The 12947-nt window shown below is 69.9% G+C and carries 12 protein-coding genes and 1 tRNA gene; 10 read left to right on the forward strand and 3 right to left on the reverse strand.

The annotated features are described in order from the left end of the window. Positions 1 to 49: 49 nt before the first annotated feature. Positions 50 to 2056 carry an APC family permease gene (locus H4696_RS41825; RefSeq protein WP_086863493.1) on the reverse strand — a complete coding sequence of 669 codons (2007 nt, stop codon included), beginning with the start codon at positions 2054 to 2056 and terminating at the stop codon, positions 50 to 52. Positions 2057 to 2326: 270 nt separating this feature from the next. On the opposite strand from H4696_RS41825, the gene H4696_RS41830 reads away from it, so the two are divergent. From H4696_RS41830 to H4696_RS41860, 7 genes are all read left to right on the forward strand, one after another. Next, a complete protein-coding gene (locus H4696_RS41830; protein WP_086863494.1) occupies positions 2327 to 3751 on the forward strand; it encodes an MFS transporter in 1425 nt (474 codons plus the stop codon). Between the two features lie 67 nt (positions 3752 to 3818). After that, positions 3819 to 4319: a TetR/AcrR family transcriptional regulator gene (locus H4696_RS41835; protein WP_169735113.1), complete on the forward strand. Its 501-nt coding sequence runs from the start codon at positions 3819 to 3821 to the stop codon at positions 4317 to 4319. Between the two features lie 16 nt (positions 4320 to 4335). Then, positions 4336 to 4686: a hypothetical protein gene (locus H4696_RS41840; protein WP_086863496.1), complete on the forward strand. Its 351-nt coding sequence runs from the start codon at positions 4336 to 4338 to the stop codon at positions 4684 to 4686. Between the two features lie 13 nt (positions 4687 to 4699). Further along, entirely contained in the window at positions 4700 to 5713 is a 1014-nt protein-coding gene (locus H4696_RS41845) for an alpha/beta hydrolase family protein (RefSeq protein ID WP_086863497.1), read from the forward strand. 154 nt (positions 5714 to 5867) lie between these two features. Continuing rightward, the gene (locus H4696_RS41850) at positions 5868 to 7589 is read left to right on the forward strand and encodes a CocE/NonD family hydrolase (protein WP_086863498.1); all 1722 of its coding nucleotides are present in this window, start codon (positions 5868 to 5870) and stop codon (positions 7587 to 7589) included. Between the two features lie 20 nt (positions 7590 to 7609). Further along, complete coding sequence (locus tag H4696_RS41855) at positions 7610 to 8398, forward strand: enoyl-CoA hydratase/isomerase family protein (RefSeq protein ID WP_086863499.1); 789 nt, start codon at positions 7610 to 7612, stop codon at positions 8396 to 8398. 39 nt (positions 8399 to 8437) lie between these two features. Continuing rightward, entirely contained in the window at positions 8438 to 9136 is a 699-nt protein-coding gene (locus H4696_RS41860) for a TetR/AcrR family transcriptional regulator (RefSeq protein WP_086863500.1), read from the forward strand. An 11-nt stretch (positions 9137 to 9147) separates the two neighbouring features. Here the strand turns inward: H4696_RS41860 and H4696_RS41865 are convergent, their stop codons facing one another. Continuing rightward, positions 9148 to 9753, reverse strand: a complete 606-nt coding sequence (locus H4696_RS41865) for a TetR/AcrR family transcriptional regulator (protein ID WP_086863501.1) — start codon at positions 9751 to 9753, stop codon at positions 9148 to 9150. Between the two features lie 89 nt (positions 9754 to 9842). Between H4696_RS41865 and H4696_RS41870 the strand changes: the two genes are divergently transcribed. Further along, positions 9843 to 10481 (forward strand): class I SAM-dependent methyltransferase, encoded by a 639-nt coding sequence (locus H4696_RS41870; protein ID WP_086863502.1) that lies wholly within the window; start codon positions 9843 to 9845, stop codon positions 10479 to 10481. 43 nt (positions 10482 to 10524) lie between these two features. Here H4696_RS41870 and H4696_RS41875 read toward each other — a convergent pair. Beyond that, positions 10525 to 10597, reverse strand: a tRNA-Arg gene (locus H4696_RS41875). Positions 10598 to 10746: 149 nt separating this feature from the next. Here H4696_RS41875 and H4696_RS41880 point away from each other — a divergent pair. Both H4696_RS41880 and H4696_RS41885 read left to right on the forward strand, forming a co-directional pair. Next, complete coding sequence (locus H4696_RS41880) at positions 10747 to 11862, forward strand: epoxide hydrolase family protein (protein WP_086863503.1); 1116 nt, start codon at positions 10747 to 10749, stop codon at positions 11860 to 11862. A gap of 154 nt (positions 11863 to 12016) precedes the next feature. After that, positions 12017 to 12937 carry a cation diffusion facilitator family transporter gene (locus tag H4696_RS41885; RefSeq protein ID WP_086863504.1) on the forward strand — a complete coding sequence of 307 codons (921 nt, stop codon included), beginning with the start codon at positions 12017 to 12019 and terminating at the stop codon, positions 12935 to 12937. Positions 12938 to 12947: the final 10 nt, after the last annotated feature.

Consider the following 12947-nt stretch of genomic DNA (forward strand, 5'->3'; position numbering starts at 1 on the left):
CCGCCGCTACTCGGGAACAGTCTCCCCGATGCGCGCGGGCGTTACCGGGTCAGCTCGGACGTCGCTGGGTCGTGACGCCCCGGCGGATGTCGCCGGGCAGCGGGCGGACGCGCTGGAGGTCGCGGCGGTTGGTGGAGCTGAGCTGCCACGGGACGCTGGTGACCATGACGCCCGGCTCGAACAGCAGCCGCCCCTTCAGGCGCAGTGAGCTCTGGTTGTGGAGGATGTTCTCCCACCAGCGGCCGACGACGTACTCGGGGATGTAGATGCTGACGACGTCGCGGGGGCTGGACCGGCGGAGGCTCTTCACGTACTGCACCACCGGCCGGGTGATCTCCCGGTACGGCGACTCGAGGACCTTGAGCGGCACCTTCACCCCGCGTTTCTCCCACTGCCGCTGGAGTTCGCGGGTGTCGCTGTCGTCGACGTTGACGGTGATCGCGGTGAGGGTGTCGGGCCGGGTGGCGCGGGCGAACGCGACGGCGCGCTGGCTCGGTTTGTGCAATGTGGACACCAGCACGATCGCGTGGACGCGGCTGGGCAGCAGTTCGAACTCGTCGTCGGGCTGCAGTTCTTCGCGCACGTGGGTGTAGTGGCGGTGGACGGCGCGCATCAGCCCGTAGAGCAACGGGATCGCGATCACGACGAGGTAGGCGCCGTGGGTGAACTTGGTGACCAGGACGACGACGAGGACGATGGCGGTGAGGGCGGCGCCGAGCGCGTTGATCAGCCGTGAGCGGTGGGCGGCCCGCCGGTCGCGGGCGTCGGTGGTGTCGCCGAGCACCTGGTTCCAGTGCTTGACCATGCCGACCTGGCAGAGCGTGAACGACGTGAAGACGCCGAGGATGTAGAGCTGGATGAGCCGCGTGGTCGAGCCGTCGAAGGCGAAGATCAGGATGCCTGCCACCAGCGACAGGGCGATGATGCCGTTGGAGAAGGCGAGCCGGTCGCCGCGGGTGTGCAGCTGGCGGGGCAGGTAGCGGTCCTGGGCGAGGATCGAGGCCAGCAGCGGGAAGCCGTTGAACGCGGTGTTCGCGGCCAGGATCAGGATCAGCGCGGTGGCGGCCTGCAGGACGAAGAACAGCACCGTGTGGTCGCCGCCGAACACCGCGGCGCCGATCTGGCTGATCACCGTGCGCTGCGGGTCGTTCTCGCAGTTGCCGGCGAAACCGGTCAGGTCGCAGGTGTTCTCGGCGATGTGCACCTTGGTGATCAGGGCCAGCGCTGTGATGCCGCCGAACATGACGACGGCGATGGTGCCCATGGCGGTCATCGTGCGGGCCGCGTTCAGCGCCTTGGGCTTGCGGAACGCGGGCACGCCGTTGGAGATCGCCTCGACACCGGTCAACGCGGTGCAGCCGGACGCGAACGACCGCAGCAGCAGGAAAACCAGGGCGAAGCCGGTCAGCCCGACCTGTTCGGGGCGGACGTCGTAGCCCGCGCTCTCGGCCACCGGCGCGTGCCCGGTCACCGTCCGGGCGAGGCCGACGACGATGAGCAGCATCACCGAGGCGATGAACAGGTACGTCGGCGCGGCGAACGCCCGGCCGGACTCGCGGATGCCACGCAGGTTCATCGCCATCAGCACGACGATGAAGCCGAGGTTGAGCGCGATCCGGTGGTCGTTGAGCTCCGGGACGGCCGAGATGATGTTGTCCACGCCGGACGCGACCGAGACCGCCACCGTCATGATGTAGTCGACCATCAGCGCCCCGGCGACGACCAGCCCGGCGCGGCTGCCGAGGTTGCGGGAAGCGACTTCGTAGGACCCGCCACCGCTGGGGTAGGCGCGCACCACCTGCCGGTAGGAGATCACGACGACGGTCAGCAGCACGGCGACGCCCAAGCCGACCCACGGCGCCAAAGTGAGGTAGGCCAGGCCGCCGATCGAAAGGATCAGCAGGATCTCCTGGGTGGCGTAGGCCACCGAGGAGAGCGGGTCACTGGCGAAGATCGGCAGGGCGAGCCACTTCGGCAGAAGCGTCTCACCGAGCGTGTCGCTCCGGAACGGCCGTCCGAGTACCAGCCGTTTGAGCCATGACGTGGGTGCCGGCACACACCGCAGCGTGCCTCTTGCGGCGGGGAGCCGGCGTAGGGAAAACGTCAAGATCCCGGCATCGGCGTAGGGAAAACGTAAGTGTTTCCGGGGTTGTCGTCAGGTTCTCGTCAACGACGCCGGAACCTCGAGACGAAACGGCCTGCTTGCGAATGTGTGACGCAGCAGACCCAGATACCCCCTGGGGGTAGTTGCACTGCCGGGCTGGCGGAGCCTAAAGTCGCTCCAGCAGATACCCCCTAGGGGTACTTACTGGAGGGATGGTTCGTCATGGCTGACACCGGTTCGAGGCGGTGGTGGGCGCTCGGCCTCATCGCGCTCGCCCAGTTCGTGGTCATCATGGACACGTCGATCATCGGGGTCGCGCTCCCCGAGATGCAGCACGATCTCGGCTTCTCGCCCGGCGGTCTTTCGTGGGTGTTCAACGCCTACGTCATCGCGCTCGGCGGGTTGCTGCTGCTCGGCGGCCGGCTGTCCGACCTGTTCGGGGCGCGGCGGCTCTTCACGCTGGGCTGGGTGGTCACGCTCGCCGGCTCGGTGGTCGCGGCGTTGGCCGGGACCGCGTGGGTCGAGCTGCTGGGACGGGTGCTCCAGGGCGCGGGTGCGGCCCTCATCGCGCCGTCCGCGCTCACGTTGCTGATGGTGCTGTTCGGGTCGCGGCCGCGGGAGCTGACGAAGGCACTCGCGCTCTACGGCGCCGCCGCGCCCGCGGGCGGGACGGCCGGGGTCTTCCTCGGTGGCGTGATCACCGAATGGCTTTCGTGGCCGTGGATCTTCTGGCTGTACGTCCCGATTTCGCTGGTCGCGATCGTGGCGACCGGACGGCTGATGCCCGCGGTGCCCGGCAAGCGCGGCTCGGTCGACGTCCTCGGGGCCGCGACCGTGACGGCGGGCCTCGCGGTGACGGTCTTCGCCGTGGTCCGGGCGCCGCAGGTGGGCTGGGGTTCCTTCGAGACGCTCGGGCCGCTGGCCGGCGGTCTCGTCCTGCTCGCGCTCTTCGTCGTGCTCCAGCGGGTCCGGCGGGTGCCGCTGGTGCGGCTCGGGATCTTCCGGACGCCGAACCTGGGCGGCGCGAACCTCGCGCAGTTCCTGCTCGGCGCCGCGTGGATCCCGATGTGGTACTTCCTCAACCTGTACCTGCAGCAGGTGCTCGGTTACGGCGCCTTCGCCAGTGGCGCGGCCCTGCTGCCGATGACCGTGCTGATCGTCGTGCTCATGGTCGCGGTCGCGCCGAAGCTGATCGCGAAGCTGGGAGCGAAGACGATGATCGTCGGTGGGTTGTGGGCGCTGGCCCTCGGCCTGGTGTGGTTGTCGTTCGCCCGCCCGACCGGCACCTTCGTCGTCGACGTCCTGCCGGCTTCGCTGGTCGCGGCGCTCGGTCAGGCGCTGGCCTTCATCCCGTCGCTCGGGACGGCGATCTCCAGCGCGAAGCCCGAAGAGGGCGGTCTCGCGGCCGGCATCGTCAACACCGCCTACCAGGTCGGGTCCGCGCTCGGCCTGGCGGCGATGACCGCGGTCGGGCTGTCGTTCGGCGCCGACCGGCACGACGACCCGGTCGTGCTGACCGGCGGCTTCTCGGCGGCTTTCCTTGGCGCGGCAGGAATCGCTCTGATCGGCGGGTTCCTCGCCATGGCCGCGCTGCGCACCGGCAAGCGCCCGGCGGAAGTGCCGGCCGGGGAGGCTGTCGCGCAGTGACGGCTCGCGGACCGTTGAGGAACGATCGTTCTTGACTGATCGTTCCTCAACGGTCTACGGTCGTGTCATGGGCAGGCCGAGGGCATTCGACGAAGACGAGGCGGTGCGCGCCGCCGTGAGGCTGTTCGGCGGCCGCGCGTACGACGGGGTGTCCGTCGACGACCTCGTCACCCACCTCGGCGTGCACCGCAACAGCCTGTACAAGACGTTCGGCAGCAAGCGCGGTCTCTACCTGGCCGCCCTGCGCCGCCACCTCGCCGACGACGTCCGCCCCTTGGCCGAAGCGCTCGCCGGGGCACCGGATGCCGCGACCGCGCTGCGGCTCGTCACCTCGGCCGACCTCGGCCTGCTGCTGCTCGCGGCGGCCGAACGGGCACCGGCCGACGAGGAGGTCGCCGCCGAGGTGGCCGCCGCGTTGGCCGCCGTCGACCAGGCGATCGCCGACGCGCTCGGCATTCCCGCCGACCTGGCCGCCGCCCTGACGGCCGCCGCGCTGGGCATCCTCCTGCGCGGCAACCCCGATGGTGCCGCCTCGGCGCTGACCCAACGACTCGATCCCCTCGACTGACAAGGAAGCAACAGACATGGCACTGGTTCACATCGACGGCGACGACCTCGTTGTCGTGATCGAGGGTCTCGACAAGCTCTGGGCCCTCAAGAGCAGCCTGACCATCCCGCTGGCCAACGTCCGCGGCGCGACCGCGGACCCCGGCATCGCCGCCGATCCCAAGGGGATTCGCGCGCCGGGCGCCCGCGTGCCCGGTGTGATCACGGCTGGCACGTTCCACCTCGACGGGGAAAAGGTCTTCTGGGACGTCAGGGATGCGTCGAAGGCCGTCGTGATCGAACTCGCCGACGAGCGCTACGCCCGCCTGGTCCTCCAAGTCGACGACCCGCGCACGACCGTCGAGCTGGTCGAGAACGCCCTGCGCTGAAAGAGACGAGCCGATGCTCTCCCACCTCACCGCCGTCGTCACGTCGCTGGCCGTCGTGACCGCCACCCCGGCCCACGCGGCGCCCGGCCTCGTGCCCGCCGCCGACCGCGAGGTCGTCTTCACCGTCGACGGGACCGCGACGTACGGCACCCTGCACGTGCCCGAACACCTTGCCGGGCAACGGATGCGCGCCGCACTGCTGCTGCCCGGCAGTGGACCCACCGACCGCGACGGCAACCAGCCGCACGCGACCCCGGGCACCCTGGCGCAGGTGGCCGGCGCGCTCGGCGGCGACCGGGTCGCCACGCTGCGCTTCGACAAGTACGGCACCGGCCGCACCGGGCTCGGTGCCTACGGCGGCCACCCGGAAGACCTCGACTACCCGGCGTTCGTCCGCCAGGCGAAGGCCGCTTACGAGGTGCTGCGCGATCAGCCGGAGACCGACGCGCACGCGCTGATGGTTCTCGGGCACAGCGAAGGCGCGATGACCGCGTTGCTGCTGGGCGGCACCGTCCACCCGCGCCCGGTCGGCCTGGCGCTGCTGCAACCGCAGGCGATCCGCCTGCTGGATCTGGTCGCACTGCAACTGCACGCCCAGACCGCTGAGGCAGAGTTCACCCCGGAGCAGCAACGCGTTATCGACGCGGCGATCGACGCCGCCGTCACCGCCCTGCGCGAACACCGGCCGGTCGACACCACCGACCTGCCGCCCGCACTGGCCCAGCTTTTCACTGCCTTCCAAGGGCCGAACGGCCGGTTCGTGGAGAGCGACGACGCCGTCTACCCATCGGACACCGTCGCGGCCCTGCGGCCGGGGACCAGGGTGCTGCTGACTTGCGGCACGAACGACGTCCAGGTCCCTTGTGTCACAACGGATGCCCTGACGGCCGCCTTGCGTCGCGCGCACACCGGTGGGCCGGGCCGGGTGCGACTGTCCGAAGTAGACCACCTGTTGCACGACGCCGACCACCCGGACACCCTTGCCCCGGCCGTGCTCGACGCCCTGCACCGGTTCGCGGGGCGCTGATTTCCGGCTCCTGAGCAGTTCGATGAGGCCTCCCGCGCCATCCTGAGCGCGGGAGCCTTCTGCTGTCCGCCCCCTTGCGGGCCAGGCCGCGGTCATATACTTTACGGCCGTAAAGTTTAACGACCTGATCGATCCGCTGAAGGGAGTTCGGCGCATGATCGAGGAACGCGACACCCGGGTCACCATGCGGGACGGCACGCGGCTGGCGGTGGACGTCTACCGCCCGGACGAGCCGGGCGAGTACCCCGTTCTCTACGCGAGTGCGTTGCACAACAAGGACATCCAAGGTCCCGACATCGCGGACGTGCTGCCGCCCCAGCCCGCGCACGCGCCCCTGTGGTTCGGGCCGATCGAGGCCGGGGACACGCGGCAGTTCGTCGCCAACGGCTACGTGCACGTCATCGCGCAACCGCGTGGCTCGGCGAAGTCCGAGGGGTACTACGGCGAAGAGGACACCGACCACTACGACCTGATCGAGTGGATCACGCGGCAGCCGTGGTCCGACGGCAACGTCGGGATGGTCGGCATCTCCGGCTACGCGGGGGAGCAGTGGCGCGCCGCGGCCCAGGGGCATCCGGCGCTCAAGGCGATTTTTCCTTACGACGCTTGCAGTGCGTACGGCGGGATGTTCGGGTTCCGCGACCTCCACCCCGGCGGGGTGCTGCACACGTTCCCGTACCTGCTCGACGTGTTCAGCACCGTGCACGAGCCGCGGGACCGGCCCGGGCCGCTGCCGGACGAGGAAGAGGCGCTGTGGCGGGAGGCCATGGCGAACCCGGACTTCAAGCAGTACGTCAACCTGTACAACATCCTGACCCAGAAGGGACAGCGCACGTTCGTCATGTACCACGCCATGACCCACCCGTGGGAGGCGGACGGCGTGGTCGAGCAGGCCGAGGAGACCTTCGAGAAGATCAAGGTCCCCTTCTACACCGGCTCAGGTGCCTACGCGTACACGTACAAGCTCCACTGGCTGGGCGCGCAGCACTACTTCCGGAACGTCGACCAGCCGAAGAAGCTGATCTTCACCGGGCCGGCGCACGTCGAGCGGCCGTTCCACCAGTACCACGACGAGATCATCCGGTGGTACGACCACTGGCTCAAGGGCATCGACACCGGCATCATGGCCGAGCCGCCGGTGCGCTACTGGCTCATGGGCCGCAACGAATGGCGCACAGGCGAGGACTGGCCGCTGCCACAAACGGAATGGACGAAGTTCCACCTCGGCGCCTGGGAGTCGCTGAGCGTCGAACCCCCGCGACCCGCGGCCGAGTCCGCGCGGAAGCCCGACGTCTTCACGCAGATGCCGCTCACCAGGACGAAGACGGTCGAGCGCCTGCGTTATCTCAGCGAGCCGCTGGCAGACGACCTGACGGTGGTGGGTCCGATCAGCCTTACGCTGTACGCCGAAATCGACAAGCCGGACACGAACTGGATCGTCGTCCTGAAGGACGTGGGTCCGGACGTGTCCGTGCGCACGGCGCGTGAAGGCGAACGCGACCTGCCCGCGAACCTCCCTGAACGGGAGCTGACCCGTGGCTGGCTCAAGGCGTCGTACCGCGCGCTGGACGAGGAGCGGTCCACGCCCTGGGAGCCGTTCCACAAGCTGACCCGTGACTCCGTCGCGCCGGTCGAACCGGGCGAGGTCGTCGAGTACCGGATCCAGATCCTCGCGACCGCCAACACGTTCCGGGCCGGGCACCGGATCTGCCTCGAGATCACCAGCATGGACGTCCCGACCGGAACCGGCGCCATGAGCGGCGTCGAGTACATCCCGTACCACGTCACTCGCAGCGAGACCGTGACCCACCGGATCTACCACGACGCCGACCGGCCGTCGCACCTCCTGCTCCCCGTCATCCCCGAAACGGCCTGATACCAGTGAAGGAGCGCAGCATGAGCAGTGTTCGATTCGAGCGGCAGGGCGGCATCGGCCGGATCCTGCTCGCGGACCCGCCCCACAACCGCGTCGGCACCCGGTACGCCGCCGACCTGCGCGACGCAGTGCACGCGGCCGGAGAAAGCGCTATCCGCGTGCTCGCTGTCGTCGCGGAAGGACCGAACTTCAGCCTGGGCGGTGATGTCCGCGAGTGGCCGGGCCAGGACGGCAACTGGTTCCGCACCTTCGTCCGCGACGTCCACACGTCGTACCGGGCGATCGAAGCCTTGCGCGTGCCGACCGTGGCGGTCGTGCGCGGCCTCGCGTTCGGCGGGGGCTTCGAGCTGGCGCTCGCCTGCGACTTCCTCGTGGCCGCCGACACCGCGGTTTTCCGGTGCGTCGAGGTCACCACGGGCATGCTGCCGGTCGCCGGCGGCCTCCAGCGGCTGGCCGAACGCGCGGGCCGGGCGCGTGCTCAGCGCTTCGCCACTCTCGGCGAGCCGATTTCCGGCACCCAAGCAGGGGAACTCGGGATCGCCACGCACGTGGTCCCCGAGTCCGAACTCGACGCCGAGGCCGACGCACTCGTGCGACGCCTCGCCGTCGGACCGACGCGCTCGTACGTCGCCACCCGGACGTTGCTCAAGGTCTGGTCCGGCGGCGGCGTCGCGGCCGCGGACGAAGTGGTTCTCGACGTGGCCATGGAGCTGTACGACGGCCCGGACGTCCAGCGCGGTTTCGTCAACACGGCCAAGGCTTTCGACGCCGGCGTCGAGCCACCCGAGATCGCGTTCGACGGCCGGTAGGTTACGGGAGCCGGGCCGTCTTCGGTGTTAGGGTTCGGCATGGCATCGAGAAGCACGTCCGCCGCCAAGAAGGGGCCGGACGCTTCGACCGGGGCCGGACGACCACGCCGGCGCGCGGAGCAGCAACGGTCCCAGGCCACGCGCGTGACCATCCTCTCCGCGGCTTTCGCCGAGTTCGCCGAGAAGGGCTTCGAGACGGCCAGCATCCGCGGCATCGCCGACCGCGCGGGCGTGCAGCACCCGTTGATCACGTACCACTTCCCGAGCAAGGACCTGCTGTGGCGCGCGACGGCCGAGGCCACCTTCGCGCGGATCAGTCAAGAGTGGGACGAGCAGGCCGTCCGCGACGCGGACCTGGACCCACTGGAACGCCTGCGCGCGGAGTACGGCGTGCTGTTCCGCCACACGGTTCGCTTCCCGGATTTCCACCGCTTCATGCGCCAGGAGGCGACCACCCACAACCCGCGGCTGCGGTGGGCCGCGGACACGGTCCTCAAGCCCCTGCTCGACCGGCTGCTGCCGCAGATCGCGGCCGCCCAGGACCAGGGCCTGCTGCCCGAGGTCGAGCCGATCCTCTTCCACTACATGATGGTCAGCCTCACGGCCACCCTGTCGGAGTTCGGCCCCGAGATGCAGGTGACGAGCGGCGTGCCGGCCGACCGGCCGGACGTCGCCGACGCGTACTGGAACCTGGTGGACCGGATCGTGTTCGCGGCCGTGGACCAGTCCCGCGACTGAACCGGGAACGCTTACGCTTCCCGCACGAGCGGACGAAGCAGAAGCTCGATCAGCCGGTGCTCGAGATCGGCATCGTCCGCCACCTCACGACGCAGCGCCCTTCCTGCGACGAACGTGACGAGCGACCACGCCGTCGTCGTGGGATCGAAGTCCTCGCGCAGCTCGCCGGAACGACGGCCCTCGGCCAGTAGTCCGGCGAACTCGTCGACCACCCGCCGGACCGCGGCCCGGGCGGCGGTCCGGACGACCGGATCGGCGCCCGACGTGGTGCCTTCGGTGAACAGGACCCCGACCGATCCCGGTGCGTGCATCGCGTCGAGGTGTTCGGGTGCCAGGAGGTGCCGAAGGGTCTCGGCGACGGGTTGCCGGGTGGCCCGGATGCCGTCCAGCATGGCGACCGCCACGGTGGTGGCGCGTTCCAGCACGGCCGCGAACAGCTCTGCCTTCGAGCCGAAGTTCTGGAAGATCACGGGCTCGCTGACCCCGACGGCCGCGGCGATCTCGGCGGTTTTCGTGCGCTGGTAACCGCGTTCGGCGAACACCGCGGTCGCCGCGGCGAGGATCGTCTCCCGGCGCTGCTCGGCGGTCAGCCGGGTCCGGCCTGCACTGCGAATCACCCGGTCATCGTATCGGCCTTGCCGAGCGGACTTAGTTGCGACTAAGTTGTGGGCATAACTTAGTCGTCACTAAGTAGCGAGGTGTGCGGATGAAACTCCGAGAAGCTCTGATCCATGGCGGACGTCGTGAAGAGGGTGTGGTCGTCACCCGGCCACGGCTGTACGAGGCCGCGCTCCGCGTCGCGTTCGTCGGACGTGCTCGCGTGTTCCGGACGTTGGTGGCCAACTCCGGAGCGCGGCCGGGTGACCGCGTTCTCGACGTCGGCAGCGGCAGCGGGTACCTGGCCCGGATCGCGGCGAAGGAGGTCGGCGCGGGCGGATCCGTCCTCGGGGTCGACGCGTCGGCCGAGATGGTCGCCTACTCCCGCCGCACCGTGCCGGCGCCCTCATGCCGGTTCGAAGTCGGAACGGCGCAGTCGCTGCCGTGCGCCGACGACGAATTCGACGTCGTGCTGTCCAGCTTCGTCATCCACCACCTGCCGGACGAGGACCAGGTCGCCGCCATCGGCGAAATGCGCCGCGTGCTGCGGCCCGGCGGACGGCTGCTCCTGGCCGATTTCAGGCCGCCGCGCTCGCGGCTCGCCCGGCACCTCGTCGGCGCCCTCACCGGCTCCCGCATGCTGGACAACCCCGACGGGCGGCTGGCCGGGCTCGTCCGCGCCGCCGGGTTCACGGTCCTGGACGCGGGTGATCTCCGGATGATCCACTACGTCCTGGCCACGACCTGACGACTCGCGGCGCGAACATGAAAGAGGAATGAAGAGGAAAGTGTGCCCTCGGCAGGATTCGAACCTGCGACACCTGCCTCCGGAGGGCAGTGCTCTATCCCCTGAGCTACGAGGGCCCATCGCTGGGCGACTTCGAAAGCTTAGCGCATCCCCCGAGCCCCTCGCGCGCAGGTTCCCCGACCCGCGTTCTCCCAGGTCAACGCGATGAAGTTGATCGGCTCCGCGGACCGTCGCTAGCGTGGGAACCCCACCCGAAGGAGCCGTGATGGCCGAGCCGTTCCAGGTAGCTCTCGACGAGAGTGATATCGCCGATCTGCGGGAGCGGCTGCGGCGGACCCGGTGGCCCGAGGCCGAAACCGTGACCGACTGGTCGCAGGGGGTGCCGCTGGCCTACGTCAAGGAGCTCTGCCGGGACTGGGGTGAGGAGTACGACTTCGGGTTCGCCCGGCGGCTGAACGTCTTCCCGCAGTTCCGGGCCACCGTCGACGGGGTCGGGGTGCACTTCCTGCACGTCCGGTCCGAGGTGCCCGGCGCGCTGCCGCTCGTGCTCACCCACGGGTGGCCCGGGTCCGTGGTGGAGTTCCTCGACGTGATCGGGCCGCTCACCGACCCCGAGGCGCACGGGGGTGATCCGGCCGACGCGTTCCACGTGGTCGTGCCGTCGCTGCCCGGGTTCGGGTGGAGCGACAAGCCCGCGCTGAAGATCCCGCGCGTCGCGGCGCTGTGGGACGAACTGATGGTGTCGCTCGGCTACGACCGCTACGGCGCACAGGGCGGCGACTGGGGTGCCGCCATCACCAACTCGCTCGCGCAGGTCGCGCCGCCAGGGCGGGTGGCCGGCGTGCACGTCAACTTCGCGCCCGTGCGGATTGACCAGGGCGACCTGACGCCCACCGAGGAGCGGGCGCTCGCCGACCTCCAGGAGTTCCGGCGGACCGGGAGCGGCTACTCCGCCGAGCAGGGCACGCGGCCGCAGACGCTCGGCTACGGGCTCACCGACTCGCCCGCCGGCCAGGCCGCCTGGATCGTCGAGAAGTTCTGGGCCTGGACCGACCACAAGGGGCACCCCGAGGACGCCGTCGACCGGCAGAAGATCCTCGACGACATCTCCGTTTACTGGTTCACCGCGACGGCGGCGTCCTCGGCGCGGATGTACTGGGAGAACAACGACCGCGATCCGTCCACGGTGGACGTGCCGGCCGGGGTTTCGGTGTTCCCCAAGGAGATCGTGCGGCCGTCGCGGCGGCAGGCCGAGCAGCGCTACACCGATCTGCGCTGGTTCGAGGAGCTGCCCGTCGGCGGGCACTTCGCCGCGCTCGAGCAGCCGCGGCTGTTCGTCGAGCAGGTTCGCGGGTTCTTCCGGCTGGTTCGCGAAGTGTGACGAATCCACCAGGCGGGAAGCCCCGCCTGGTGGATTGGTCGTGACCGTCCTCCGGGGTAGCTTTCCGAGTGGGTGAACTTAGGCTGCCCTCTGTTGCACATATGCGCATCTCACTATATGTTTGCGGCGACGGTGAACCGGGAACGGAGGCGGTATGGGGCAGGGACACGGCCACGGGCACGCGATCGCGCCGGCGAGCGCGTCGGGCCGGTACGTGCGGAGCCTGACCATCGCCCTGTCCATCGGCGCCGGCTTCATGGTCCTGGAGTTCGTCGTCGGCTTCGCGACCGGCTCACTGGCCCTGATCTCGGACGCGGCGCACATGTTCACCGACGTCCTCGGCGTCGGCATGGCCCTGACCGCGATCATCCTGGCGCGCCGCAGCGGCCCCACGGTCAGCCGCACCTTCGGCCTCTACCGCGCGGAGGTGCTGGCGGCGCTCGGCAACGCCGTCCTGCTCTTCGGGGTCGCCGGGTACGTGCTGATCGAGGCCTTCGGCCGCATCGGCGACCCACCGGCTGTCCCGGGCCTCCCCGTCCTGCTCGCCGCCGCGGCGGGCCTGGTCGCCAACATCGTGTCGTTCACCGTGCTGCGCGCGGGCGCGAAGGAGAGCCTCAACGTCCGCGGCGCGTACCTCGAGGTCGTCGCCGACCTGATCGGCTCGGTCGGCGTCCTGATCAGCGGCGCGCTGACGCTGCTGACGGGCTGGCGCTACGCCGACCCGATCATCGGCGTCGCGATCGGCCTGTTCGTGCTGCCCCGCACGTGGGTGCTGGCCCGCCGCGCCCTGCGCATCCTCTTCCAGCACGCACCGCGGGGCGTGGACGTCGGGGCGATCAACGCGGAGCTGGCGGCGTTGCCGGGCGTGGCGGACGTGCACGACCTGCACGTCTGGACGCTCACGTCGGGCATGGAGGTGGCGTCGGCGCACTTGACGCTGGCGCCGCCCGCGCAGCAGTCGGACGTGCTGACGGAGGCGCAGAATCTGCTGGCGTCGCGGTATGCGATCGAGCACGCGACCTTGCAGGTGGAGGCGCCGCAGTGTGCGCGGCGCTGCCAGGAGCTTTCCTGGTAGCGCAGTAACG

Origin of the sequence: Amycolatopsis lexingtonensis, assembly GCF_014873755.1 — a bacterium.
GTDB classification, from domain to species: Bacteria; Actinomycetota; Actinomycetes; order Mycobacteriales; family Pseudonocardiaceae; genus Amycolatopsis; species Amycolatopsis lexingtonensis.